A 26,296-nucleotide genomic window follows, 5' to 3' on the forward strand; every position below is an offset into this window, starting at 1 on the left:
TCCTTTGTCTCGACGCCGGTTCTAGTGCGTTTCGCGCCGCCACGGAAGCGGCAGGACGCCAAAGCGCCCCGGCCTGTCGGCAGGAGGTGGGGGGCGTTCCCGGCCGGGCCGGTTTAACCGGACGTTAGGGTTAATGATCTATTGCTTCGGGGTCGGCGGCGCGGGCAAAAGCGCTGTCCGGCGGGAGTCCAACGTGTCGCAGCTTCGCCGCCTTTCCTGGATCCTGCGCCCCCTGCTTCTGGCAGGCGTGGCCGCCATGGCGCTTTCCGCCTGTGCTTCCAATCGCGCGCCGGCGGGCGGTTCGGATTATACGGCACTGGCGGGCGGCAAGGGCCAGGTCAGCCTGGCGGAACTGACCGAGCGCTATCGGCGCAATCCGCGCGACCGCGCCGTGGTCATCCAATATGCCAGCGCCCTGCGCGCCGTGGGACAGCCCGAACAGGCCATTGCCGCGCTCGAACAGGCCATGCTCGCCTATCCCGACGATAAAGCCATTCCGATCGCCTATGCCAAGGCGCTGACCGCGGCCGGCCGGTTCGACCAGTCGCTAACGGTGATCGGCAATGTGCTGCGCCCGGATGCCCCGGACTGGAATGCGCTTCTGGTGCAGGGCGCGACGCTGGACCAGATGGGCCGCCACGAGGAAGCGCGCCGCATCTATGCCCAGGCCGCCATCATCGCGCCGGGCGAAGCCTCGATCGAGACCAATCTGGGCCTCTCCTATGCCATGACCAACGATCTGGGCCGGGCCGAGCAGCATCTGCGCCGCGCCGTGCAGATGCGCGGCGCCTCGGCCCAGACCCGGCAGAACCTGGCCCTGGTGGTCGGGCTACAGGGAAGGTTCAGCGAAGCCCGCGCCCTTTATGCCGCCGAATTGCCGACCCAGCAGGTCGAATCCAACATGGCCTATATCCGCGCCCTGCTGACCCAGCAGAATCGCTGGGACCTGATCGAGAAAAGCTGAGGCGGGGGTTGGCCCTGATCGTCACCTCGAGCAGGTATGCCGGATGCACGATGATGGACAGACGTTGATGGACGAAGCCGGCCTTATAGAGCGCACAAAGAATCCAGCCACGCGGGAAAGCCTGCGACGCGACCTCGAAGGCATGGGCATCGGGGCGGGTGACGTGGTTCTGGTCCATTGCTCGCTGCGCTCACTGGGTTGGGTCAGCGGCGGACCCGTTGCTGTCATACAGGCCCTGCTCGATGCGGTGGGAATTGCCGGCACCATAGCCATGCCGGCCCATTCTGCGGGGCTGACAGACCCGGCGAACTGGGGACAACCGCCTGTGCCGCCGGCCTGGATTGAGATCATTCGCTCAAGTATGCCGGCCTATGAACCGGCCACGACGCCAACCAGCAATATGGGCGCGGTAGCCGAAATCTTCCGCACCTGGCCAAAGGCGCGGCGTAGCGCACATCCCGCAACATCCATGACCGCTTGGGGCCGACAGGAGGACGAGATCACCGCTCGTCATGATCTAGGCGACCCTCTAGGACCCACATCGCCATCGGGCGCGCTCTATCGTTCAAATGCAAAAATCCTGCTAATCGGTGTGGGCTTCAACCGCTGCACGGCCCTGCATCTTGCAGAGCACATTCGCTGGCCCGATCGGCCCAGTGTTCGGGAAGGGGCTCCGATCCTCGTCGACGGTGAACGTCAATGGGTGGAGTTCGAGGTTCCACAGATCATGGATGACGACGAGTTCCTACCCGTAGGCGATGCCGCTCTGGCGTCGGGCGTGGCGATTTCGGGCAATGTCGCGCTGGCCCCGTGCATAATTGCCGGCATGCCGCAGCTTGTCGATTTCGCTGTCGATCACTGGCGCGCGGCAAAGCATCCGGCCACCCCTCGATAGCACATCGTCTGGCAATCACCCGTTGATGTCCGTCGGCACCCGAGGCTGCCGCAGCCGTTTCAGCTCGACGCTGAAACGCCTAATCTCGACTGGCTATTGCGGCCTTCGCCTGGTCAATGAAGCCTCGTTTCAGCTCGTTATATTGCGCCCGCCCCACCGGAGCCGCCGCAATCGCCGCCTCCTTTGCGGCAATGTAGCTTTTGCGGAGACGTTCATCCCGCCTCAGAGCGTCCCGCAATTGCAGGTTCGAGGTCCAGGATGGCCCCTCGAATTCAACGACATGGAGCAGGTGCGTCCGCTCGCTGCTGTCCCGGCCTCTTCCGAAAATGTAGTGCCCCGGAACGCCCGCATGCGCTGCATAGTCATACCCCAAGCCTCCCAGCGGCTCGGCGCATTCCTCCCAGAGCGCCAGCGGAGACACGCCGACCAGAATGTCGATTATCGGCTTTGCTCTCATACCCTCGACGGCGGTTGACCCGTAATGCTCGACGCCCCTGGCGAGGGGGCCAAGGGCGGCTTGGATCCGGTCACGTTCCGCCTCAAATTCCAGCTTCCAACCTGGTTGGAAATCGACCAGATAGTTTATCCCGTGCTTCAGCCCAAGCATTCGGCCCTCGTGGTGGCTGCAACCCACCCCCATAACTATCGCCGCTGCCCCGGCAGCCCCAGCCGCGCCCTCAACCGCCCCCGATGGTCGAGGCCACCGAGCCGGTGAACACCTTGATCATGGCCGGGGAGAGGATGACGATGAACAGCACCGGCAGGAAGAAGACGATCAGCGGCACGGTGAGCTTGGGCGGCAGAGCGGCGGCCTTCTTTTCGGCTTCCATCATGCGCGCCTCGCGGCCTTCCTCGGCCATGACGCGCAGGGCCTGGCCCACCGAAGTGCCGTAGCGATCGGCCTGGATCAGCGCGGTCATCACCGCCTTGACGCCATCGAGGCCGGTGCGGCGGCCCAGATTTTCATAGGCGCGGGTGCGGTCCTCGAGGAAGGACAGTTCCGCCATGGTCAGGGTCAGTTCCTCGGCCAGTTCGGGGCTCTGTCCGCCGATCTCGCGGGCGACGCGCTTGAAGGCGTGTTCCATCGACATCCCCGCCTCCACGCAAAGCAGCAGCAGGTCGAGGCAATCGGGCCAGGAGCGGCGAATGGAATGCTGGCGCTTCTGGATGCGGTTCTTGAGCAGCAGGACCGGCAGATAGGCGCCCACCAGCCCCGCGCCGATGGCATAGACGAGGTTGAGATATGCCGGGCGGCCGCCGGGCGCCAGGACAAGAAAATAGAGCGCGGCCAGCACGAAGATGACGATGGGCGTGGCGAAGCGCTGGAAGAGATAGGTGGTCAGCGCCCCCTGCCCCCGCTGGCCGGCCATGGCCAGCTGGTCGACGGTATTCTCGTCCTGGAACGCCTTCTTGAGGTCGAAGCGGTCCACCGCGTTCTTCATATAGGACTTGGTTTCGGAGCCGCGGCGGATCGAGGCGCGGGCATCCTGCGGGCCGGTGCCGCGCAGGCGGGCCATTTCCTCGGCCCGCATCTTGTCGCGCTCCAGCGCCACGCGCTTGATGCGGCCCTTCATCTCCTGGCGGACGATGAGCGAGGAGCCGAAGGTGAAAACCACGGCGGCCGCCGAGATGGAGGCCAGGACGGCGATGAGGAAATCGCCGCGGGTGAGAAGATCGACGATGTTCATATATCCATCCCCCCGGCCATCAGAACTCGAAGCGCACCATGCGGCTCATGACGAAAATCCCCGTGGCCAGCATGATCACCCCGACGGCGAGGCAGACCTGGCCGATGGGCGTGGCGATGAGCGGCAGCAGGTAGGCGGGCGAGACCAGCGAGACCAGCACCGCCACCACGATGGGCAGCGAGCCGATAATGCCGGCCGAGGCCTTGGCCTCGGAGGACATGGCCTTGACCTTCTGCTTCATCTTGCGGCGATTGCGCAGCACGCGGGCCAGATTGCCCAGCGCCTCGGAGAGATTGCCGCCCGATTGCTGCTGCACCGAAATGACCACGACGAAGAAATTGACTTCCGGCAGCGGCACCCGGTCGAGCAGGATCTGCACCGCATCGGTCATGGAAAAGCCGAAGCTCTGCTGGTCCAGCACGCGGCCGAATTCGGATTTCACCGGCTCCTTGGTGTCCTTGGCGACCACGCGCATGGAATCGTTGAGCGGCAGGCCGGTCTTGACGCCGCGCACGATGGCTTCGATGGCATTGGGCAATTCGTCCAGGAACCGGTCCTGATATTTCTTGCGCTTGCGCGTGACATACATGCGCGGCAGCAGGTAGCCGCCGGCGACCGCGAAAATCGCGGCGAAATAGAAGGGCATCTGTGCCAGGATCAGGACGAGGAACAGGCCGGCGCCCAGGATCACGCTGTTGCGGATGAAGGCCGCCGGGCTGATGGTCATGCCGGCCTGGAACAAGAGATCGGCAATGGTCAGGCGCTTCTTGGCGTTGAGTTCGTCCGCCTGGGCCTTGAGCACGTCCTGCACGTTCTTGCGGCGGGATTCGCGCGTGCGGTTGGCGTCGGCCTCGCGACGATTGGCGCGCAGGTCGCCCTGAAAGGCCTTGCGGCGCTGATCGGCGCGCTTGTTGCCCAGGGCCGAGGGCACCAGCGCGAAACCGGCGGCGCCGATTGTGACCATGGCGAGCAGCGCGAGCAGCAGGGTGTTCATCGCCGCTACATCCCCAGGATTTCGTGCTGCTCGGTATTGGCCCGTTCCAGGGCCTCGACCAGGTTGGCTTCTTCGTTGAAATAGCGGGCGCGCTCGGTGAATTGCGGCTTGGTGATGCCGGTGGAGCGGTGCTTGCCGATCAGCATGCCACCCGAATCCTCGCCCAGGATGTCGTAGACGAACACGTCCTGGGTGACGATGACATCGCCTTCCATGCCCAGCACTTCGGTGATGTGGGTGATGCGGCGCGAACCGTCGCGCAGGCGGGCGGCCTGCACGATGACGTCGATGGAGGAGACGATCATCTCGCGGATGGTGCGGCTGGGCAGGGCATAGCCGCCCATGGTGATCATGGATTCGAGACGGGAAAGGGCTTCGCGCGGGCTATTGGCGTGCAGCGTGCCCATGGAGCCGTCATGGCCGGTATTCATGGCCTGGAGCAGGTCGAAGGCCTCCGGGCCACGGACCTCGCCGACGATGATACGCTCGGGACGCATGCGCAGGCAGTTCTTGATGAGATCGCGCATGGTGATCTCGCCCTCGCCCTCGAGATTGGGCGGGCGGGTTTCCAGCCGCACCACATGGGGCTGCTGGAGCTGAAGTTCGGCCGAGTCCTCGCAGGTGATGACGCGCTCGTCCTTCTCGATGAAGGCGGTGAGGCAGTTGAGCAGCGTGGTCTTGCCCGAACCGGTACCCCCCGAAATCAGCACATTGGCGCGCACCCGGCCCAGCACGCGCAGCACCTCGGCCCCCTCGGGCGAGATGGAATTGTATTTGACCAGCTGCTGGAGGGTCAGCTTGTCCTTCTTGAACTTGCGGATGGTGAGCGCGGCGCCGTCGATGGCGAGAGGCGGGGCGATGACGTTGACGCGGGAGCCGTCGGGCAGGCGCGCGTCGCAGATGGGCGAGCCTTCGTCGACCCGGCGGCCGACCTGGGACACGATGCGCTGGCAGACATTCATCAGATGCGCGTCATCGCGGAAGCGCACATTGGTCAGCCGCACCTTGCCGCCGACTTCGATGTAACATTTCTGGCTGCCGTTCACCATGATATCGGCGATGTCGTCGCGCGCCAGCAGCGGCTCCAGCGGGCCGTAGCCCAGCACGTCGTTACAGATATCCTCGAGCAGGTCCTCCTGCTCGGAAATCGACATGACGATGGATTTGAGCGCGATGATTTCCGAGACGATGTCGCGGATTTCCTCGCGCGCCGCCTGGTTCTCCATGGTGGCGAGCTGGCTGAGATCGATCGAGTCGATCAGCGCGTTGAAGATGGCGGACTTGGTCTGGAAATATTCCTTGGCGCGCTGGGCGTCGGCGGGGGCGCGCACATCGAGCACCTCGTCGGTGGTGCGCATGCGGGCGGCCATGGCGTCGCCATCGCCGGCGCGCCGCTGGGTCGGCTGGGCCGCCGGCATCGCCACCGGGGCGGGCGGCGGGCTGGCGACGGGCCGGGGCGCTTCGCCGATCCCCGGCGTATTGCCTCCGAATGTGGTGCGCTTGCCAAACATCTCTATCCGTCCTCGGTGCGTTCCTGGACCGCTCAGGCCCGCTTCTTGAACAGGGTGGGCAGCTTGAGCAGGCTGGCGGCCCTGCCCGCGCCATGGCTGACCTGCCGGCCGGTGACCTGCATGCCGATGGCGGCAAAGGCCTCGTTGGCCTTGTGATTGGCCGAGACCTCGGCAATCATCTGGCCGTTATTGGCGGCGGTGCCGAACGTGGCCGCGTCGAAGCCGATCTGCCCGATCAGCCGGCATTCCACCGAGGAGGCGAATTCGGCGGCGCCGATTTCGGGCCTTCGGGGCAGGCCCTGCTTGTTGAGCACCAGGCTGATGGCGTTGTCGACCGGGCGCAACGCCTTGATGGCATCGACCAGGTTCTTGGCATTGCGCAGATTGGCCAGGTCCGGCTCGGCCACGATCACCACCTCGTCGAGCGAGGCCAGGGTCTGGCGGGTCCAGGCATTCCAGGCATGGGGAATGTCGAGCACGATCACCGGCACGCTCTTCTGGCAGATTTCGATGATCTGCTCGAAATCGCGCTCCTCGAAATCCCAGGTCCGGTCCAGGGTAGCCGGCGCGGTCAGCAGGTTGATGTGATTGGCCGCCTTGCTCATCAGGCGGTCGAGCATGGTCTGGTCGACCTTCTGGCTGGCCAGCACCGCATCGGCCAGGCCATGGGGCGGGTCCTGGTTGAAGTTGAGCCCGGCCGTGCCGAAGGGCAGGTCCATGTCCACGATCAGGCAGTCCTGCCGCAAATTGGTGGCTATGGCCCAGGCGACATTATGCGCCGTGGTCGAGCCCCCTGCCCCGCCCTTGGCCGAGACGAAGCCGATGGTGCGCCCGATGGGCGCGGCCCCTTCGGCGACATAGAGTTCGGTGATGGCGGTGACGATGTCGGCGGTGCTGGCGGGCAGCACGATATATTCGGAAATGCCCGAGCGGATCAGGTCGCGATAGAGCAGCACGTCGTTGACATGGCCGAGCACGATCACCCGCGTGGAAGCGTCGCACACCTCGGCCAGCCGCTCCAGCGCCTTGGGAATGTCCCCGGGGGGCAGGACGGTCTCGATGATGATCAGATTGGGCGTGGGATTGGACTTGTAGGTCTCCACCGCCCCCTCGATGCCGCCATTATGGGTGGTCAGCGCCACCTTGGACATGCGCCGGTCATGCAGGGCGCTCTCGACCAATTGGGCGGTCTGGGAATGCTCGCAGAAGGCCTGGATGGTGATGCGGGGAACCAGGCGCGCGCCCGAGGCGATCTCGGAACCGGGTTCTTCAACCTTGGGAGGCTGGTCGGGAGTGAGGAAACGCATGGAAGAACTGCTCCTGATCCGCGATCAATCCAGGACGAAACCGACCGAGCCGGAATAGCCCGAGCGGAATTCGCCGGTGGCGCCGACGCCGTAGATATGTTCGAGCCGGCCGAGGAAAACCGCTTCGGCATCGCCGCCGATCAGCACGCTGTCGGTGGGCACCGGGATGGAATTGGCCGGGCTGGGGCTGACCAGATAGGGGGTTACCAGAACCACCAGTTCGGTCTGCTGGCTGCGATATTCGTTGGACCGGAACAGCGCGCCCAGGATGGGAATATTGCCCAGGCCGGGAATCTGGTTCATGTCCCTGCTCGAGGTTTCGCTCAGCAGGCCGCCGATCGCCAGGGTCGTGCCCGGCGCCAGTTCCACCGTGGTCTTGACGTCGCGCCGGCTGAGGCTGGTGGTGCCCGCCTGCAATTCGGAGACGCCGGTATCGACTGCCAGGCCGATGGCGCCGCTGGATTTCACCGTCGGCGTGAAGTTCAGCCGCACGCCATATTCCTTGAAGGTGGTGTTGATGGCGCCGTTGGAATCCCGGGTGCTGATGGGGAATTCGCCGCCAACCAGGAACGAGGCCATCTGGCCCGAAATGGCGGTCAGCACCGGCTGAGCGAGAAGGCGCAGGGCATTGCGGTTTTCCAGCGCCTTGAGCGTGGCGTTGAGCTGCACGTCGCCCATGGGGAAGCTGCCCGTGCCGGTAAAGGCGGTGGTATTGGTGTTCGGGGTGCTGTTGAAGCCCAAAGCCACATTGCCGATGGTCGCCGAGCCGGACAGATTGATGCCGAGCTGCTTGGCGACATCGCGGCGGATTTCGGACACGGTGACCTGCAGCATAACCTGCTGGGCGCCGGCGACATCGATGATATTGGCGACATTCTCCGCGCCGCCGGCAAACTGCACGGCGATGGCGCTGGCGCGCTCCCTGTCCTCGGCGGTCCGCACGTTGCCGGTCAGCACGACGCGATTGGTATCGCCCAGGGTGACCGATTCAACGCTGATGTGGGAACCGGGAATGACGCGGGTCAGCGCCGCCTCGAGCGCATTGCCGACCTGGGAGGGCTGCTCGATGACGCGCAGGTCCAGCACCTGGATGGTGCGGCCATTGTCGTCCAAGAAGAAGATATTGGTGTCGCCGCCGGTAATGCCCTGCACGATGGCGCGGGTCCGGGTCCGCATAATGGCCGCCGCCACATTGGGCTGGGAGACGATGACCTCGGCCACCCCTGCCGGCAGGTCGACGATCATGGATTTGTTGAGTTCCACATCCATCTTGCGCACCGCCCCATAGGCGGTGCCGGCTATGGTCACCTGCGCCTGGGCCTGGGCGAGGGCCGGCATTGCCGGCAGAGCCGGCGCCAGCATCGCGGCCAGCAGGGCCGGGAGCAGCGCCATCCGGATCGGACGAGCGAGCATAAAGGCTTTTGCGTTCTGCATCTTCACGCCCCTATTGCGGCAGGACCTGCGGCATTTCGACTGCCGGCTGGAACTGATTGTCTGCGGAATAGCCGGTTTCTTCGGCGGAATGGAAAGAGCCGTTCGGCTGCTGGCCGGAGCTGGCGCCGGTGATGACGCTCTGCTCCCGGCCGGCGCGAATGATGCGCACGGCCTGGTTCGAGGCAGTGGCCAGGCCCGGATCGGCGCGGTTGAAATCGGCGACCGAGCGCAGGGTCAGGCTCAATTGCCCACGCGTCGAGGCGTTGATCAGGATTTCGGCCTGGGCCGGATCGAGTTCGAGCGTGGCGATGGTGCTGCTGTCGAAGGTGACCGGCTGCGGGCTCGTGCCGTCGCCCTCGGTATTGCCGCCGCTGGTGCCCATTTCGCCCAGGCGCTTGCCGATGGCCAGCACGCGCACGTCCGACAGGATGACCTCGGAGCGCTGCCCCATCGCCGAAGCGCTGGTCAGGACCACATCGACGTGATCGTTGGGAACGATGAAGCCGCCAGCGCTGGAGGCCGCGGTGACGCCCACCGAGACCCCGCGCTTGCCCTGAGCCAGGACGGCGGAGAGATAGCCCTGGTCGGAGCGGACCAGCTTGGCCTCGCGGATCGGTTCGCCGGGGAAGAATTCGAACCGCGCCACGGCGTCGGTCAATTGCGCCGGCGCATCGGGCATGGCGGCCACGGTCACATATTCGGGGCGCAGCGCGCCTTGCGGCCAATCCTGCCATTCCACCGAAGCCGGGCCGAGCCGCTCGCCGATGCCGATGGCCGCCTTGGCCACCAGGATCTGGGTCTTGGCTTCCTCGACCACCTGGGTGACGACCTGCGGCTGGGGCGCAGGGGCGCCGCCCCGGGTAACCAGGAAGGCGGCGAGCCCCCCGGCCAGAACGGCCACCAACAACAGGATAATACGTGCCGGCCTCATGACCCACTCCGGTTGCATGTCGGGCCCATGCCCAATTCCACCGGCTGGACTATGAAAGCAAACGGTCAAGTTTTAGTTAATCAGCGCTTTTCAAGAAGCGTTAACAACTGATGAATACTCGCGATTTGCGAGTAATGACTAAAGGCCGCCAATAGCTTTGACGAGTGAGATAGACCGTATAAGCAGAGATCCCATGTTCTTAGTGCTTCTGGAGGTTCGGACTTGACGAAAGCGACGCCGGCGCCCGCCCTATCCCGACGTTCGCTGCGCTGGCCCAGAACGATCTAGATCGTTTCACGTTTAGACGGACACGGCTGAATGTGGACTGCTTTACGGGCATCTGACCCAATCAGGATCGTCACCCTCGGGCCTGACCCGAGGGTTCTTTGTTTTTGGCCCTATCGCAAACGCCCTCGGGGCGAGCCCGAGGGTGACGATCAGTGGGTAGGGTGGCTCAGCTGTCCACCGATGCCCCTCCCTCAAACCCTCCTCTTTAGGGTGAGGGAAGCAAAAGAGCCGCGGTTCCAGCTGAATGAACCGATCTAGGCGGCGAGGCGCTCGAAGATGGCGGTATTGGAATAGGTGAGCAGCCCGGCAATGGCCATGGCGATGCCATAGGGCACGCCCTGCTTGGGATCGTGCAGGCGGTTGAGCCATTCGAAGCGGGCGATGAGGGGCGTCAGCGGCATGCGGCGCAGAATGAGGATGATCAAGGTCAGCGCGCCGCCGAGCAGGGCCGTATAGGCCAGGTAGGGCAAGGTCAGGCCGAAGCCGAGCCAGAGCGTCGTCGCGGCCGCCAGCTTGGCGTCGCCGCCACCGATCCAGCGCAGGGCGAACAGCCCGAAGGCGACAACCAGGACAACCAGGGCGCAAAGCACATGCATGGCGAATTGCTGCAGGGGCAGTTCGACCGCCAGCGCCATGACCACGAAGCCGGCCGCCAGCAGCAGCACGAGCTTGTTGGAGATGCGCATGGTCAGCAGGTCGGACGAGGCCGCGAAGGCCATGGCCAGAGGAAAGAACAAAAGCGCAAGCGTGGACATGATGATGATTCCGACAATCCCTGCCCCCAGATTGCCCGGCCGATCTTAAGAAACGTCAAATAAAAAGGGAAGGCCGATGGGCCTTCCCTTTCATATCCACCGTAAGCAGAATATTAGGTACCGCTGCCGTCCGGAACGGTAACGTTCAGCGTGTTGGCGATACCGTTGAAGAGGTTACCGAGATTGGTCCCCAGCAGCGAGGCGGCGGCGATGATGCCGACGGAGATGAGCGCGGCGATCAGGCCGTACTCGATTGCGGTCGCGCCCGACTCGTCCTGCGCGAAACGTGCGAAAATGTTCATTCCCAGGCTCCTTTTTACACGTTCTCGAGTGACGGCTATGTCGGACACGTCACACAACGAACATGTCGCGAAGCTAGCCAGCACCTATTGAAATAGCGTTAATCGAGACCCCGCCCTTCAACTTCAGGCGCCGCATATTTTTCTTAGTAATCAAGACGTTAAAAAACAACTTTGCATTCTATACATTCGTGAGCGGCCCGCGCCTATGTAATATAGAAGCGTATTCTTTCTGCGCAGCACCCTCAGCAACCTCAGCCGTATTATTACCCGGCCCGCCCTTAACGCATCGGCGGGATTGGCGCGTTTGCCAAGTATTTACCATTCTGGCGGATCGTAAAGCCAGTATCGCCCTGTTCCCGGAAAGCCCGCCATGTCCCGAATTGCCGCCGCCCTGCTGCTTGCCGCCGGCCTCTTCGCGCCATTGCCCGCCCTGGCGCAGGACGGGGGGCCGATCAATGTCAATGTGAACATGGCCCGGGTGCTGCGCATCAGCGCCCCGGCCGCCACGGTGATCGTGGGCAATCCGGGCATCGCCGATGTGACCATCCAGGACCCGACCACGCTGATCCTGACCGGCAAGAGCTATGGCCAGACCAATCTGATCGTGCTGGACGGGCGCGGCGAGCCCATTGCCGACACCATGGTGGAAGTGGTGCAGATGCAGGCCGGCGTCATGACCGTCTATCAGGGCCAGGCCCGCACCACGCTTGCCTGCGCACCCACCTGCCAGCCGGTGGTGATGATGGGCGACGACAACGCCTTTGCCGGGCAGACCCTGGCCTCCTCGCAATTGGTGCAATCGGCCGCCAATTGAGGCGCAAGCCTTTATTCACCATGACACGGATCGAGCGCTTTTCGCGCCGTTCCGCTAACTCGCCATTAGCGCTCTGCCCCTAGGGTCGCGCGGTACGCAATTCCGCTTGGGCCATGAGCAATCCTTTCGCCAGCTTTATCGACGGGGTCCGGAGCCGCGGGCGCGCCCTGCGCCGCGACGAGCGCGCCGTCACGGCGGTGGAATTCGGCCTTTTGGCCTTTCCCTTCTTCCTGATTATTGCCGGCATCCTGCAGACTTCGGTGATATTCCTGTCCAGCCAGGTGCTGGAAAGCGCCGTGCACGACGCCTCGCGCCAGATCCGCACCGGGCAGGTCCAGCAATCGGGCGGCACGATCGAGACCTTCCGCCAGCAGGTCTGCGACCGGCTTTTCGGACTGTTCCCCGATTGCGCGGGCCTGCATATGCGGGTGGTGGAAGTCACCAATTTCCAATCGGCGACCGTGGTGGTGCCGGTGGACCCCGCCTGCGCGTCGGAATGCCAATGGACGGTGCCCGAGGCCTGGACCCCCGGCACGGGCCGCAGCGTGGTGCTGGTGCAGGTGCATTATCGTTATCCGGTGCTGCTGCAATTCGGCCCCCTGGGCATGGCCAATCTGGCCGATGGCAAGCGGCTGATGGGCACGGCGGCCGTGTTCCAGAACGAGCCTTTCCCCTCATGAGCACGCTTTGGCGCCTGGCCGGGTCGCTCCTGGCGCGGTTCGTCCGGGCCGAGCGCGGTGTCGCGGCCATCGAATTCGCGCTGATCCTGCCCTTCATGCTGGTGGTCTATCTCGGCTCCATGGAGGCCAGCACGCTGATCTCGGTGGACCGCAAGGTGCAATCGGTGGCCGGCACGATCGGCGACCTGGTGGCGCGCGCCGACGGGACGCTGACGGCCACGCAGATCCAGGATTATTTCCGCGCCGCCAGCGGCATCATGACCCCCTATTCGTCCGATCCGGTGCTGCAGGTGGTGACGGCGGTCAATGTGGACGACTCTGGAACAGCGACGGTTGCCTGGTCGCGGCAATATCAGGATGGCGTCTATTCGGCCATCACGCCCCATGCCGACAATGCCCCCTATCCGCTGCCGGACGAGATGATCGCCATTTCCAGGGGCCGCACCGTGATCGTGGGCGAGGCCAGCTATTCCTTCACCCCGCTCTTCGGCATGATCTTCAATCAGCCGGTCAATCTCTACCGGTCGAGCTTCTACCTGCCGCGCTTCGGCGGCTCGATCACGGTCAACTAGCAGCGGCGCTTGCTCCCCCCGCTGGCGCATGCCACAAGCCGCCGAACATTCCTCCCACCCGGCAGGCCAGCATGCACGATACTATCATCCCCGTTTTCGATCTCGGCGGCGTCTTCGTCGATTGGAACCCGCTCTATCTGTTCCGTAAGCTGTTCGAGACCGAGGAAGAGGCGCTGTGGTTCCACCAGAACATCTGCACCAGCGACTGGAACCTCGAATTCGACGCCGGAGAAATCTACGCCGAGGGCGTGGCCAAGCTGGTGACGCGCTTCCCCAAATATTGGCGTGAAATCCAGGCCTTCGACCAGCGCTGGACCGAGACCTTCGGCCCGCTGATCCAGGGCACGATCGATATCCATAACGAGCTGATCGAACAGGACATACCCACCTTCGCCATCACCAATTTCTCCTGGGAGAAATGGATGACCCGGCTGGGCGAATGGCCGTTCCTGGAAAAATTCGACGGCGTCATCGTCTCCGGCCTCGAAGGGTTGGTGAAGCCCGATCCGCGCATCTATCGCGTGTTCTGCGAGCGCTATGGCATGGCGCCGGAATCCTGCGTCTTCATCGACGACAGCGAGCCCAATATCGTGGCGGCGCGCAAATTCGGCATGCACGGCATCCATTTCAAGGACCCGGTGCATCTGCGCGCCGACCTGATCGCGCTGGGCCTGCCGCTCAAGGCGAAATAAGGCGCCTCAATTGCGCACCGCCTGGCTGGGCGGCGGATCGGCTTCCAGCCGGTCCAGCGCCGCGCCGACCCTTCGGGCCACGTCGAGGTCGAAGTCCTCGTCGGGGCTGGTCAGCTCATATTTGCGCAAATCCTCGGTGCTGATGCCGGCCAGCGCCGCGAAGCGATCCGGATCGATGCCCAGGGACAGGCGGCGATTGTGATCGCCCTTGGGTTCGCGCATGGCGGGATCGATTTGGGTCATGGCATTTCTCCTTTGGAGAGAAACTTGCCAGGCTGGACTTGGTTCATGCCTCACCTCTCCCTTGGGGGAGAGGTCGACCCGAAGGGGCGGGTGAGGAGGCCTCTGCCGCCAAACAGCAAGGCCCCCTCACCCGTCGGCTGCGCCGCCGACCTCTCCCCCAAGGGAGAGGTAAGTAGATCACCCGAACCGCCCGCCCTTCTGGATGACCTCGATCTTGTAGCCATCGGGATCGGTGGCGAAGAAGAACCTGGCCACCGGAACGTCGCCATTCCTGAAATCGACCAGCTTGCCCACCGTGAGGCCTTCGGCCGAGAAGCGGGCATGTTCGGCCTCGACATCCGCCACCACCACCGCCAGGTGCCCATAGCCGTCGCCGAGGTCATAGGGCTCGGTGCGGCCCTTGTTGATGGTCAGTTCCAGCTCGAACCCAATTTCGTCGCCCTTCATATAGACCAGGGTGAACGTGTCGAAATCCAGCCTGTCGACGATCTCGAGCCCGAAGGCCTTTTCGTAGAAGGCTATTGAGCGGGCTTCATCGAGCACGCGGATCATCGAATGAACGAGCTTGGCCATGATTATCTCCTATTGCGCCGCCACGCCCTCGTCCTTCGACAGGCTCGGGATGAGGTCCACCGGGGATTTCGAGTAGACCTCATGGTGAGCTTGTCGAAGTGATAAGCCGCCTATGCAAAGGTCCGGTGGACCTTTGCCGGAAGAACGCCCGTAGCGCTACGCGCGAAGGGCTATGGTCGTGCCTTCATCTCGTCCCATACATGCGGTCGCCGGCATCGCCCAGGCCGGGCACGATATAGCCCTTCTCGTTGAGATGGCTGTCGATGGCGGCGGTATAGACCGGTACGTCGGGATGGCTCTCGGTGAAGTGTTTGATGCCTTCCGGCGCGGCGAGCAGGCAGAGGAAGCGGATATTGTTGGCGCCGCGTTCCTTGAGCTTTTCGATGGCCGCGGTGGCCGAATTGGCGGTGGCCAGCATGGGATCGACGACGATGATCAGCCGGTCTTCGAGGCTCGAAGGCGCCTTGAAGTAATATTCCACCGGCTCCAGCGTCTCATGGTCACGATACATGCCGATATGGGCGACGCGAGCGGCGGGGACCAGGTCGAGCATGCCGTCGAGCAACCCATTGCCGGCGCGCAGGATGGAGGCGAAAACCAGCTTCTTGCCCTTGATGGCCGGCGATTGCATCGGCGCCATCGGGGTTTCGATCTCCACCATTTCCAGTTCGAGATCGCGCGTCACCTCATAGCACATGAGATGGGCGATCTCGCGCAGCAGCCGGCGGAACCCGGCAATGGAGGTTTCCTTGTTCCGCATGATGGTGAGCTTGTGCTGGATCAGCGGATGATCGAGCACCGTGACATTACCCGCAAATTCGCTCATCTCGATGACCTCGGCGCTGGGACTTCAAAGGAAGGATTTGCCGTGGCGGCCGGGGGCCAGGCCCAGCCAGGCGGCAATGCTTTCGCCAATATCTGCGAAGGTGGAGCGAATGCCAATCTCCCCGGGCCCGAGGGCTGGGGAAAAGACCAGGATGGGCACCTGTTCGCGCGTATGGTCGGTGCCTTTCCAGGTCGGATCGTTGCCATGGTCCGCCGTCAGCACCAGCAGGTCGTCATGGCGCATGGCGGCGATGATTTCGGGCAGGCGCGCATCGAAGAGTTCGAGCGCGGCGGCATAGCCCGGCACGTCGCGGCGATGGCCGTATTCGCTGTCGAAATCGACGAAATTGGTCATGATGAAGGCCCGGTCCGCGGCCATTTCCATGGCTTCCAGCGTCCGGTCGAACAATTGCGGAATGCCGGTGCCCTTGAGCTTGTGGGTGACGCCGGAGCCCGCATAGATGTCGGAAATCTTGCCGATGGCGAAAACCGGGTGGCCGGCCGCTGCATTGCGATCCAGCAGGGTGGGCTCGGGCGGCGCAATGGCGAAATCGCGGCGATTGCCGGTGCGCTTGAAGCTGTCCGGGCTATCGCCAATGAACGGCCGGGCAATGACGCGGCCGATTTTCAGCGGTTCGGTCAATTCGAAGGCGATCCGGCATAGCTCGTAGAGCCGGTCGAGCCCGAAATGAGTTTCGTGCGCCGCGATCTGGAACACCGAATCCACCGAGGTGTAGCAAATGGGCTTGCCGGTGCGGATATGCTCCTCGCCCAGTTCGGCGATGATCTCGGTTCCCGAGGCGTGCTTATTGCCCAGAATGCCGGGCAGGTCGGCGCGGCGGATCAGTTCTTCGGTGAGTTCGGGCGGAAAGGCCGGAACCGCCTGCGGGAAATAGCCCCATTCGAAGGGCACCGGCACCCCGGCGATTTCCCAATGGCCGGAGGGCGTGTCCTTGCCCTTGGAAATTTCACGGCCGACGCCGAAGCGTCCGCCCCTGGGCCTGTCGGAAAAGCCCGGCGGCAACCTCCCGGTCGAGAGCTGCATCGCGGCGCCGAGACCCATGGCGTCCATATTGGGCAGGCGCAGCGGTCCGGCGCGCAGCCCGGGCCGGTCGGCCTTGCCGGCAGCAGCCCATTCGGCGATATGGCCGAGCGTATCGGACCCCACATCGCCATAAGCATCGGCATCGGGCGCGCCGCCGATCCCGACGCTGTCGAGCAGGCAGATTATGGCGCGGGGCATTTTCGTCTCCTATCCCACCAGCTTTAAAGTCGGCGTCATTGCCCGGCTCGTCCGGGCAATCCATGGCGCGGCGCACGGGAATGCATCGGCTGGATCACCCGGACAGGCCGGGTGATGACGCAGAGGAGAGATCGCGCTCATGTGGGTTCCACCCGCCCCGCAATCAGGGCGTTTTCCACCACCTCGCCGCCCAGGCCATAGGCGCGCACCAAACGCGCCTCGGCATCGGCCGCACTCGCCTCGTCGGCGGCGTGAATCCGCGCGATCGGCGTTTTCGCATCGACCTTGGCGCCCAGGCCGGCCAGCCGGTCGAACCCGACGCGATGGTCGATGCTGTCGCTGGGCGTCGCCCGTCCGCCGCCAAGCGCCACCACCGCCATGCCGACGCCGCGCGTATCGATGGCCGATATCGTCCCCTGCCCCGGGGCGAACACGTCGCGGACAATGGGCGCGGGCACCAGATAGGCGTCCATGTTCTCGATGAAATCCCCCGGGCCACTCAGGCCCGCGACCATCCGGCCGAAATGGTCGGCGGCGCGGCCCGAATGAAGAGCCTCCTCCACCTGGCCGCCGGCGCTTTCGATGGAATCCGCCTTACCGGTCATCAGCACCAGTTCGGCACAAAGCGCCAGCGTCACGATTTCCAACCGCGCATCGCGGTGCGCGCCGGTGAGGAAATCGACGGCGTTGCGCACTTCGAGCCCATTGCCGGCGGCGCTGGCCAGGGGTTCGTTCATGTCGGTGATCAGCGCGCCGGTCTTGAGGCCGGCGCCATTGGCGACCGCGACGAGGCTTTCCGCCAGACTTCTCGACTTTTCCAGCGCCGGCATGAAAGCGCCCGAGCCGGTCTTCACGTCGAGGATCAGCGCATCGAGGCCCGCCGCCAGCTTCTTGGACAGGATCGAGGCGGTGATCAGCGGAATGGATTCAACCGTCCCGGTGACGTCGCGGATGGCATAGAGCAGCTTGTCGGCCGGGGCGAGGTCCGCCGTCTGGCCGATAATGGCGCAGCCGGCCTCGCGCACCACCTGGCGGAACAGGGCATTGTCGGGGCTGGTGCTGTAGCCGGGAATGGCATCGAACTTGTCGAGCGTTCCGCCGGTATGGCCAAGGCCGCGCCCGGAAATCATCGGGACATAGATGCCCAGGGCCGCCAGGATCGGCGCCAGCATCAGGCTCACATTGTCGCCGACGCCACCGGTCGAATGCTTGTCGGCCACCGGCCCGTCGAGGTCTGACCAGTCGAGCACAGTGCCGCTGTCGCGCATGGCCAGGGTCAGCGCCACGCGCTCGTCCATGTTCATGTCGCGGAAATAGATCGCCATGGCCAGGGCCGCCGCCTGGGCGTGGGAGACCGACCCATCGGCAAAGCCGGCAATGAAAGCGGCAATATCGTCGCCCGCCAGCGCCTCGCCGTCACGCTTCCTGATGATGACTTCTTGCGGCAGGAAGACCATGGGCTAGCGCCGATAGAGCCGGACGGGCGGCTTGTCGGCGCGGGCGATGACTTTCTTGGCTTCGAGATCGAGCTGCACGGACTTGACCCACCAACCGGCCTTCTCTCCGCCGGGGAACAGGTCCGCCGGCAGCCTGGGCTTTACCCCGGCGATGAGATCTTTGACCAACATGCCCGGCGCCTCGCCCGGCAGGGTGGCGAGCACCGCTTCCTGCATCGCAGCGAACTTGCTGGCATCGACGCGGTAAGTCTTGCCCGGCTGGCCGACATTCTCGATTTCAATCTTTTCGGCCATGATTCACGCTCCGTACGGAATCCAGACATTCTTCACCTGCGTCGCCCTGGACAGGAAATAGTCCCCGGCAAAACGCGGATCGCTGAGATCGTAATCCAGCCCGCGGCTGGTCCAGGTCTGCTTGAGATTGCCGGTCGAAGCCTTCTCGACCATGGCCGAGCCTTCCGCCGATCCCATGAACCAGAGCCCGTCGACGCCATCATGCTCGGCGAGCGTCCTGGCCAGGGTCAGGCTGTCGCCGGTGACGACATTGACGACGCCGGATGGCATGTCGGAGGTTTCGAGCACCTGGTAGAAGTCGGTCATCGACAAAGGATGACGCGAGGACGGCACAAGGACCGCCGTATTGCCCATGGCGATTGTCGGCGCTAACAGGCTGACAGCATTAAGCAGCGGATTGTTATCACTTGCTACAATGCCGATCACGCCCAGGGGCTCGACCATGGCGGCGGCAATGGCCCGCATCGGCGGGTTGTGCACCGCGCCATCGAACTTGTCCGCCCAGCCGGCAAAAGCGAACAGCCGCTCGACCGATTGGGCGACTTCCAGGGCCCCGTCCTCACCGGTCTGGGCCTTGATGCGGGCGGCGAATTCGTCGCGGCGGTAATCGAGATTTTCTGCAAGGAAATAAAGCACTTGCGCGCGCGAATGGGCGGCCGTACTGGCCCAGCCGGAGGCGGTGCGAGCCGCTTCTACCGCGTTGCGGATATCCTTGCGATTGCCCTCGCCGACCTCGCCGATCAGCTCGCCCTTGGGGCCAAAGACCGGGCGGTTATAGCCCGAATCCGGCCGCGCCTGCTTGCCGCCGATATACATTTTCGCCGTCTGGTCGAGATGGCCGCCATCCAGCGGATTGGCGGACTTGGCCGCAACCGACTTGGCAACGGCGGCAGGCTTTAAATCCTTTTCCCACAAGGGTTTGAGATAGGCCGCCATGCCCTCGCGGCCGCCTTCCCGCCCATAGCCGCTTTCCTTGTAGCCGCCGAAACCCACCGCTGCATCGAACTGGTTGGTGCCGTTGACCCAGATCACGCCGGCCTTGAGCTTTGGCGCTATGTCCAGGGCCAGATTGATGTTTTCGCTCCAGAGCGTGGCGGCGAGGCCGTAGCGGGTATTGTTGGCCAAAGCCACTGCTTCCTCGGGGGTTCGGAAGCTCATGGCGACCAGCACCGGGCCGAAAATCTCTTCGGCAACCAAGGTGTTAGCGGGCGAGACATTGGTGACCAGCGCCGGCTTGAGGAAACAGCCATCGGCCGGAACCTGGCCATCGGGCTCATAGACCATGGCGCCTTCGGCGACGCCCTTCTTCATCAGATCGCGAATACGCTCGACCTGCACCGGGGCGACCAGGGCGCCGATATCGATAGATTTATCAAGGGGATCGCCGACCCGTAGCTTGGCCATGCGCGTCCTGACCTTGGCGAGGAAACGTTCCTCGATGCTTTCCTGCACCAGAAGGCGCGAGCCGGCACAGCAGACCTGGCCCTGATTGAACCAGATCGCTTCCACCAGGCCTTCCACGGCGCTGTCGAGATCGGCGTCCTCGAAGACGATATAGGGCGACTTGCCGCCGAGCTCGAGGCTCAACCCCTTGCCGGAACCGGCTGTCGCGGCGCGGATGATCTTGCCCACTTCGGTGGAACCGGTGAAGGCGATTTTATCGATATTAGAATGGTTTACGATGGCCGCGCCGGTATCGCCCTCGCCGGTGACGATATTGACCACACCCCTGGGCAGGCCGACACGTTCGCAAATCTCGGCGAACAGCAAGGCGGTGAGCGAGGTGAATTCGGCAGGCTTGAGCACCACCGTATTGCCGGCAGCCAGGGCCGGGGCGATCTTCCAGGCCAGCATCAATAGCGGGAAATTCCAGGGGATGATCTGGCCGCAGACGCCATAGGGCGCCATGCCGGGAAACTGGCTTTCGATATGGGTGGCCCAGCCGGCATGATGATAAAAATGCCGTGCCACCAAAGGGATATCGGCGTCGCGGCTCTCGCGGATCGGCTTGCCATTATCCATGGTTTCGAGCACCGCGAACAGCCGGGAATGCTTCTGGATCATGCGGGCAATGGCATAAAGATATTTGCCGCGCTCGTAGCCGCGCAGGGCGCTCCATCCCTTGAACGCCGCGCGGGCGGCCTGCACCGCGGCATCGACATCGGCCTCGGTGCCATCGGTGACATCCGCGAGCTTTTTGCCATTGGCCGGGTTGGTGGAGACGAAGGTTTTGCCGGGCTTGGTCCATTTACCGTCGATGAAATGGCCGAAAGCGCGCCCCCTGCCGTCGAGCCAGGCATTGGCCTGGTCCGCCGCTTCCGGGGCCGGACCGTAGTCGAGCGTCTCGAAGATTTGCGCGATCTTGTTCATGTCTTCCTCCGGGGTGCGTTCACCCGCTGGGTCATTCCCGCGAAAGCGGGAACCTTTGTTCTTGGCGTCCACCGAACGGAGGTCCCCACTTTCGCGGGGATGACGTCACGGTGGCGAGCAGGCATCACACCATGGGTTGGCGGTAATCCGCCGCATAATGGCCGGTCAGACCATGTTCCAATTGCCGCTCGATATCGGTCAGTAGCGATGACGCACCGAAGCGGAAGAGGTGCGGCTGCAGCCAGTGCGTGCCCAGCTCTTCCTTCATCAGCGCCATATATTTGAGCGCGTCCCCCGCCGTGGCGATGCCGCCGGCGGGCTTGTAGCCGATCTCGATGCCGGTTTCCTCGGCGAACCAGCGGATCATGCGGATCATGGTCAGCGAGGTGACGAGATTGGCATTGACCTTTTCCTTGCCGGTCGAGGTCTTGATGAAATCGGCGCCGGCCAGCATGCAGACCAGGCTCGCCTTGGCGATATTGGTTTGCGTCGCCAGCTCGCCGGTGCCCAGAATGGTCTTGATATGAGCATCGCCGCAGGCCTTGCGGAAGGATTTCACCTGGTCGTAGAGCGCCTGCCAATCGCCGCGCAGTACCATGCCGCGCTCGATGACGATGTCGATTTCCCTGGCGCCGTCCTTCACCGAGGCCTCGATCTCGGCGATCTTGGTTTCGACGGGCGCCAGGCCATGCGGGAAGGCGGTGGAGACGGCGGCGACGGGAATGCCGGTGCCTTCCAATGCATCGACGGCGGTTTTGACGAAGGTGTGGTAGACGCAGACGGCGCCGGGGAGGATGCGGAGGTCCCCTACCCCGAGCTTTTCGACGATGTCACTGCGCAAGGGATTGCGGGCCTTGGCGCAGAGGCGTTCGACGCGGCGGGGGGTATCGTCGGCATTTAGGGTCGTCAGATCGATCAGGGTGATGGCCTTGAGGAGCCAGGCGAGCTGGTAATCCTTCTTCACCGTGCGGCGCGCGCCGATGGAGCCGGCGCGACGTTCGAGAGCCGAGCGGTTCATGCGCACGCGTTCGACCCAATCGAGGTCGAGCGGGTAGCCAGGATTGCGCTTGTGAACGGCTTCCGAATGCGAATTGTCGACGATCTTGAGACTCATCTGTTCCTCCACCGTGGCGGATGGCCGGTGCCCCGGCTCTTATTTGTTCAGGAATTCCGGGCCGAAGCTATGGGGAAGAAGCTGCCCCAGAGTTTGGACCAAAGGTTGGCCGTCGACGCCGTGGGAGATCACTTCGACGTCTAAATCGGCAAATTCGCGGATGCGCTGGCGACAGCCGCCGCAGGGGGTAACCGGCATCGTGCCCGGCCCGGTGACATAGATGCGCCGGATGCGCTTACCGCCGCCGGCCAGCATGGCGGCGATGGCGCTGGGCTCGGCGCAATTGCCCACCGGATAGGCCGCATTCTCGACATTGCAGCCCGCATAAATCTTGCCGTCATCGGCGAGAATGGCGGCACCGACCTGGAAGTTCGAATAGGGCGCATAGGCGTTTTTGCGCACGGCCTCTGCGGCGGCGAAGAGGGCAGCGTCTTGGTCAGTCATAGTCGTCATGAGCTATCGGCTCCTTTGCATCCCTCCCCCTTGAGGGGAGGGAATGAGGGAGGGGGCCCTTCGGCAGTACACCGCATTACCCCCTCCCCAGCTTTGCTACGTCCCTTCGGTCCTAGCGGCGCTACCCTCCCCTCAAGGGGGAGGGTGGGCGGAAAAAAGGCTAGCGCTCCTTGGTATAGGGAATGCCCGAAGCCTTGGGCGCCACAGCGCGGCCGATGAAGCCGGCGAGCAGGATGACCGTCAGGATATAGGGCAGCGCCTGGATGGCCTGGACCGGCACTTCCCCGATCAGCGGGAAGGACTGGCCCTGGATGCGGAACTGGAAGGCATCGAGGAAACCGAACATGAGGCAGACCAGCAGCGCCGGACCCGGTCGCCATTTGGCGAAGATCAGCGCCGCCAGCGCGATATAGCCGCGACCAGCCGACATGTTGTTGTTGAAGCCGGCCGACTGGGCGATCGAAAGATAGGCCCCGCCGATACCCACCAGCACGGCGGTGATGATCAGCGCCTGATAGCGCAGCAGCGTCACCGAAATGCCGGCCGTATCGATGGCCTTGGGATTTTCGCCCACGGCGCGCAGGCGCAGGCCGAAACGGGTGCGGAACAGCACCCAGGCGGTAACCGGCACGGCGATGAAGGCGACATAGGTGATGATGTTGTGGCCCGAGATCAGCTCCCAATAGATCTGGCCCAGGATCGGCACTTCGCGCAACTCATTGGCGAAAGGCAGGGTGATCGGGTTGAAGCGCTGGTCGCCGGAGAGCTGGGGCGTATAGCCGCCGCGATGGAACCAGGACTGGCCGAGAAAGGTGGTGAGCCCGGCGGCGAGGAAATTGAGCGCCACACCGGAAATGGTCTGGTTCCCCTTGAAATTGATCGAGGCCAGGCCGTGGATGCCCGAGAACAGGAGCGCCGCGCCGATCCCGGCCAGCAGACCCAGCCAGGCCGAACCGGTGACCGCGGACATGGCCGCGGCGGCGAAGGCCCCGGCGAGGAGCTTGCCTTCGAGACCGATATCGACGATGCCGGCGCGCTCCGAATAAAGACCGGCCAGGCACGCCAGGATCAAGGGCACGGCCAGGCGCACGGTGGAATCGAGGATGAGGGTGATGTCGACCAGAGCCTGTTCCATCACTTGCCTCCTGCCACAGGGTCGGGCTGGGTGAATATTCGACCCAGCGGGCCGCGCAGCATGTCGCCCATGGCCCCGGTGAAGAGGATCACGAGCGCCTGGATGGTGACGATCATTTCGCGGGTAATGCCCGGCATCTGGAAGGCCAGTTCCTGCCCGCCCTGATAGAGAATGCCGAAAAGCAGCGCCGAAAGGCCGACGCCCACCGGGTGGCCCCGGCCCATGAAGGCCACGGCGATGCCCACGAAACCGGCGCCGTTGACGAAATTGAGGATCAGCCGCCCCTGCACGCCGCCCACATTGTTGACCGCCACCATGGCGGCGAAGGCGCCGGCCAGGGCCATGACGATCATGATCATCTTCTGGTTGGAAATGCCGGCATAATTGGCAGCCACCGGGTTATTGCCCAGCGCCCGCACGGCATAGCCGAACTTGGTGCGCCAGATCAGCCAATAGACGAAGATCAGCGCGGCAATGGCCAGGAAGAAGGTGAGGTTGACCGGCGAATTGCGGAACAGCTCGATGAAGCTGCGCAATTGCGGCACGCGGGTAATGGCTTCGAGCGGGGCGCTTTCGTCGGAATTGACGCCGGCCGGCTTGAGGATGCGGCTGATGATATAGCCCATCATCGAGGCGGCGATGAAGTTGAAGAGGATGGTGGTGATAACGACGTGGCTGCCGCGCTTGGCCTGGAGATAGCCGGGGATGAAGGCCCAGGCCGCCCCGAACAATGCACCGCAGACGATCATCAGCGGGAAGACGATGGCCCAATGGGTGCCGTTGAGCGCCAGCCCGATCAGGATGACGCCGAGCCCGCCGACATAGGCCTGGCCCTCAGGGCCGATATTGAACAGGCCCGCATGATAGGCCAGCGACACGGCCAGGCCCGCAAAGATGAAGTCGGTGGTGTAATAGAGCGTGTAGCCGAAGCCCGAACCATAGCCGAAGGCGCCATAGAGCATGATGCCCACGGCTTCGATGGGGTTCTGGCCCACGGCGAGCACGATGAGGCCGCCGACGAGAAACGCCAGGACGACATTGAGAACGGGCAGCAGGATCACGTCGGCCCAGCGCGGCAAGGCAGTCATCAATTGGTCTCCCTGCCGGAATTGTCCTTGGGACTCATCTGCACCATGGTCTGCTGTGCCGGGGTCTCGTGCGCGGGCAGCGTGCCCGGCTCGGTGACGGCCCGGTCCGGATGCGAACCGGTCATCAGCAGGCCCAGTTCGGTTTCGTCGGCGCTGGCCGGATCGGCCTCGCCTACGATATGGCCGTCGAACATCACCAGGATGCGGTCGGCCAGCGAGCGGATTTCGTCCAGCTCCACCGAGACGAGCAGGATCGCCTTGCCGGCATCGCGCATCTTGATGATCTGGTTATGGATGAACTCAATGGCGCCGATATCGACGCCGCGGGTCGGCTGGCCGACGATCAGCACGTCGGGATCGCGCTCCATTTCCCGCGCCAGCACGATTTTCTGCTGATTGCCGCCGGAGAAATTGGAGGTCTTGAGGTCGAGATTGGCCGGACGGACGTCGAACTTCTTCATGTATTCGCCGGCAATATCGCGCGCCTTGGCGATATCGAGACCGGGGCCGTCGCCATATTTGTCCTGGTAGCCGAGAATGGCGTTTTCCCAGGCAGCGAAATTGGTGACCAGGCCCATGCGCAGCCGGTCTTCGGGCACGTGGGCGAGGCCGGCAAGGCGCGCGCGCGCGGCGCCATCATCGCCGGCCAGCGAGAGCGGGCGGCCATTGACGCGGATGGTGCCGCCCAATTGGTCGCGCATGCCGGCAATGGATTCGAGCAATTCGGACTGGCCGTTGCCGGCAACGCCGGCAATGCCGACGATCTCGCCGGCGCGGACCTGGAAGCTGATATTCTTGACGCGCGGCACCTTGAAATCGTCGGTGACGATCAGGTTCTCGACATCGAGCAGGACGTCGCCCGGATTGGCCGGGCCCTTTTCGACCCGCAGCAGCACGCGGCGGCCGACCATGAGCTCGGCCAATTGCTCGGGGCTGGTCTCAGCGGTCTTCAGCGTCTGCACCATAGCGCCTTGGCGCATGACCGAAACCTCGTCGGTAATGGCCATGATCTCGCGCAGCTTATGGGTGATGAGGATGATGGTCTTGCCTTCCTCGCGCAGCTTGCCGAGGATGCGGAACAGATGGTCGGCCTCGGCCGGCGTCAACACGCCGGTGGGCTCGTCGAGAATAAGGGTTTCGGCGCCGCGATAGAGCGCCTTCAGGATTTCCACGCGCTGCTGCTGGCCGACCGAAAGGTTCTCGATGATGGCATCGGGGTCCACTTCCAGCCCATAATCGCGCGCCAAAGCCTTGAGCTGGTCGCGCGCCTTGTTGAGCGTGGGGCGCAGCAAAGCGGAATCCTCGGCGCCGAGCACGACATTCTCGAGGACGGTGAAATTATCGACCAGCATGAAGTGCTGGTGCACCATGCCGATACCGAGCGCCAAAGCGTGGCGGCTGTCGGTGATGGTCTGGGGGGCGCCGTTGACGCGGATTTCGCCGCTATCGGCGGTATAGAAGCCATAGAGAATGGACATCAGCGTCGATTTGCCGGCGCCGTTTTCGCCCACGATGCCATGCACCGTGCCGCGCCTGACGGCCAGGTGAATGTCGCGGTTGGCGTGAACCGGACCGAAATGCTTGTTGATGCCGATGAGCTCGATGGCGAGCGGTGCGGCAGCGGCCCCTTCGGGCCGCTGCGCGTTTTCCGGGTTCAGACTCGTCATTGCTAAG

26 protein-coding genes and 1 pseudogene are annotated in these 26,296 nt (G+C 63.9%); 6 read left to right on the forward strand and 21 right to left on the reverse strand.

Features of this window, described 5'->3' with window-relative positions:
* Window positions 1–193 precede the first annotated feature (193 nt).
* Window positions 194–964: a tetratricopeptide repeat protein gene (locus tag A3840_RS07125; RefSeq protein WP_165603138.1), complete on the forward strand. Its 771-nt coding sequence runs from the start codon at window positions 194–196 to the stop codon at window positions 962–964.
* Window positions 965–1,031: 67 nt separating this feature from the next.
* Window positions 1,032–1,859, forward strand: a complete 828-nt coding sequence (locus A3840_RS07130; RefSeq protein WP_067454161.1) for an AAC(3) family N-acetyltransferase — start codon at window positions 1,032–1,034, stop codon at window positions 1,857–1,859.
* A 79-nt stretch (window positions 1,860–1,938) separates the two neighbouring features.
* Here A3840_RS07130 and A3840_RS07135 read toward each other — a convergent pair whose 3' ends face one another.
* The 9 genes from A3840_RS07135 to A3840_RS07175 form a co-directional block, all read right to left on the reverse strand.
* The gene (locus tag A3840_RS07135) at window positions 1,939–2,466 is read right to left on the reverse strand and encodes a GrpB family protein (protein ID WP_067454039.1); all 528 of its coding nucleotides are present in this window, start codon (window positions 2,464–2,466) and stop codon (window positions 1,939–1,941) included.
* A gap of 70 nt (window positions 2,467–2,536) precedes the next feature.
* Window positions 2,537–3,547: a type II secretion system F family protein gene (locus A3840_RS07140; RefSeq protein WP_067454042.1), complete on the reverse strand. Its 1,011-nt coding sequence runs from the start codon at window positions 3,545–3,547 to the stop codon at window positions 2,537–2,539.
* A gap of 19 nt (window positions 3,548–3,566) precedes the next feature.
* The gene (locus tag A3840_RS07145) at window positions 3,567–4,541 is read right to left on the reverse strand and encodes a type II secretion system F family protein (RefSeq protein ID WP_067454045.1); all 975 of its coding nucleotides are present in this window, start codon (window positions 4,539–4,541) and stop codon (window positions 3,567–3,569) included.
* 5 nt (window positions 4,542–4,546) lie between these two features.
* Window positions 4,547–6,052, reverse strand: a complete 1,506-nt coding sequence (locus tag A3840_RS07150; RefSeq protein WP_067454049.1) for a TadA family conjugal transfer-associated ATPase — start codon at window positions 6,050–6,052, stop codon at window positions 4,547–4,549.
* Window positions 6,053–6,084: 32 nt separating this feature from the next.
* Entirely contained in the window at window positions 6,085–7,359 is a 1,275-nt protein-coding gene (locus tag A3840_RS07155; RefSeq protein WP_067454052.1) for a CpaE/TadZ family protein, read from the reverse strand.
* 24 nt (window positions 7,360–7,383) lie between these two features.
* A complete protein-coding gene (locus A3840_RS07160; RefSeq protein ID WP_082903712.1) occupies window positions 7,384–8,793 on the reverse strand; it encodes a type II and III secretion system protein family protein in 1,410 nt (469 codons plus the stop codon).
* A gap of 10 nt (window positions 8,794–8,803) precedes the next feature.
* Complete coding sequence (cpaB, locus tag A3840_RS07165; RefSeq protein ID WP_067454059.1) at window positions 8,804–9,724, reverse strand: Flp pilus assembly protein CpaB; 921 nt, start codon at window positions 9,722–9,724, stop codon at window positions 8,804–8,806.
* A gap of 542 nt (window positions 9,725–10,266) precedes the next feature.
* The gene (locus A3840_RS07170) at window positions 10,267–10,767 is read right to left on the reverse strand and encodes an A24 family peptidase (RefSeq protein ID WP_109442295.1); all 501 of its coding nucleotides are present in this window, start codon (window positions 10,765–10,767) and stop codon (window positions 10,267–10,269) included.
* Window positions 10,768–10,880: 113 nt separating this feature from the next.
* Window positions 10,881–11,069, reverse strand: coding sequence for a Flp family type IVb pilin (locus A3840_RS07175; protein WP_067454066.1), 189 nt, complete (start codon window positions 11,067–11,069; stop codon window positions 10,881–10,883).
* Window positions 11,070–11,439: 370 nt separating this feature from the next.
* Here A3840_RS07175 and A3840_RS07180 point away from each other — a divergent pair, with 370 nt between their 5' ends.
* The 4 genes from A3840_RS07180 (at window position 11,440) to A3840_RS07195 (ending at window position 13,827) form a co-directional block, all read left to right on the forward strand.
* On the forward strand, window positions 11,440–11,883 hold the full coding sequence (locus A3840_RS07180) for a pilus assembly protein N-terminal domain-containing protein (RefSeq protein ID WP_067454069.1): 444 nt from the start codon (window positions 11,440–11,442) through the stop codon (window positions 11,881–11,883).
* A gap of 113 nt (window positions 11,884–11,996) precedes the next feature.
* Window positions 11,997–12,563, forward strand: a complete 567-nt coding sequence (locus A3840_RS07185; protein ID WP_067454071.1) for a TadE/TadG family type IV pilus assembly protein — start codon at window positions 11,997–11,999, stop codon at window positions 12,561–12,563.
* On the forward strand, window positions 12,560–13,135 hold the full coding sequence (locus tag A3840_RS07190) for a TadE/TadG family type IV pilus assembly protein (protein WP_067454074.1): 576 nt from the start codon (window positions 12,560–12,562) through the stop codon (window positions 13,133–13,135). Before A3840_RS07185 ends, A3840_RS07190 begins: the two co-directional genes overlap by 4 nt.
* A gap of 71 nt (window positions 13,136–13,206) precedes the next feature.
* Entirely contained in the window at window positions 13,207–13,827 is a 621-nt protein-coding gene (locus tag A3840_RS07195; RefSeq protein ID WP_067454077.1) for an HAD family hydrolase, read from the forward strand.
* 6 nt (window positions 13,828–13,833) lie between these two features.
* Here the strand turns inward: A3840_RS07195 and A3840_RS07200 are convergent, their stop codons facing one another.
* The 12 genes and pseudogenes from A3840_RS07200 to A3840_RS07255 form a co-directional block, all read right to left on the reverse strand.
* Window positions 13,834–14,070 carry a hypothetical protein gene (locus tag A3840_RS07200; protein WP_067454080.1) on the reverse strand — a complete coding sequence of 79 codons (237 nt, stop codon included), beginning with the start codon at window positions 14,068–14,070 and terminating at the stop codon, window positions 13,834–13,836.
* A gap of 177 nt (window positions 14,071–14,247) precedes the next feature.
* Entirely contained in the window at window positions 14,248–14,643 is a 396-nt protein-coding gene (locus A3840_RS07205; RefSeq protein ID WP_067454083.1) for a VOC family protein, read from the reverse strand.
* A gap of 184 nt (window positions 14,644–14,827) precedes the next feature.
* Window positions 14,828–15,469, reverse strand: a complete 642-nt coding sequence (gene upp, locus A3840_RS07210) for a uracil phosphoribosyltransferase (RefSeq protein ID WP_067454086.1) — start codon at window positions 15,467–15,469, stop codon at window positions 14,828–14,830.
* A 24-nt stretch (window positions 15,470–15,493) separates the two neighbouring features.
* The gene (locus A3840_RS07215; RefSeq protein WP_067454089.1) at window positions 15,494–16,711 is read right to left on the reverse strand and encodes a phosphopentomutase; all 1,218 of its coding nucleotides are present in this window, start codon (window positions 16,709–16,711) and stop codon (window positions 15,494–15,496) included.
* Between the two features lie 137 nt (window positions 16,712–16,848).
* On the reverse strand, window positions 16,849–18,168 hold the full coding sequence (gene deoA / locus A3840_RS07220) for a thymidine phosphorylase (RefSeq protein WP_067454091.1): 1,320 nt from the start codon (window positions 18,166–18,168) through the stop codon (window positions 16,849–16,851).
* 3 nt (window positions 18,169–18,171) lie between these two features.
* Entirely contained in the window at window positions 18,172–18,462 is a 291-nt protein-coding gene (locus A3840_RS07225; RefSeq protein WP_067454093.1) for a DUF6958 family protein, read from the reverse strand.
* Window positions 18,463–18,465: 3 nt separating this feature from the next.
* Window positions 18,466–20,832: an aldehyde dehydrogenase family protein gene (locus tag A3840_RS07230; protein WP_067454096.1), complete on the reverse strand. Its 2,367-nt coding sequence runs from the start codon at window positions 20,830–20,832 to the stop codon at window positions 18,466–18,468.
* Between the two features lie 124 nt (window positions 20,833–20,956).
* Window positions 20,957–21,946, reverse strand: a complete 990-nt coding sequence (deoC, locus tag A3840_RS07235) for a deoxyribose-phosphate aldolase (RefSeq protein ID WP_067454098.1) — start codon at window positions 21,944–21,946, stop codon at window positions 20,957–20,959.
* A gap of 39 nt (window positions 21,947–21,985) precedes the next feature.
* Entirely contained in the window at window positions 21,986–22,390 is a 405-nt protein-coding gene (locus tag A3840_RS07240; RefSeq protein WP_067454101.1) for a cytidine deaminase, read from the reverse strand.
* Window positions 22,391–22,559: 169 nt separating this feature from the next.
* A complete protein-coding gene (locus A3840_RS07245; protein WP_067454104.1) occupies window positions 22,560–23,534 on the reverse strand; it encodes an ABC transporter permease in 975 nt (324 codons plus the stop codon).
* The gene (locus A3840_RS07250; protein WP_067454107.1) at window positions 23,534–24,622 is read right to left on the reverse strand and encodes an ABC transporter permease; all 1,089 of its coding nucleotides are present in this window, start codon (window positions 24,620–24,622) and stop codon (window positions 23,534–23,536) included. The genes A3840_RS07245 and A3840_RS07250 overlap by 1 nt, the downstream gene beginning before the upstream one ends.
* A 116-nt stretch (window positions 24,623–24,738) precedes the next feature.
* Window positions 24,739–26,289 (reverse strand): annotated as a pseudogene (locus tag A3840_RS07255) (ABC transporter ATP-binding protein); the annotation flags it as partial.
* Window positions 26,290–26,296 lie beyond the last annotated feature (7 nt).

Source organism: Devosia elaeis (assembly GCF_001650025.1).
Classification (GTDB): Bacteria; Pseudomonadota; Alphaproteobacteria; order Rhizobiales; family Devosiaceae; genus Devosia; species Devosia elaeis.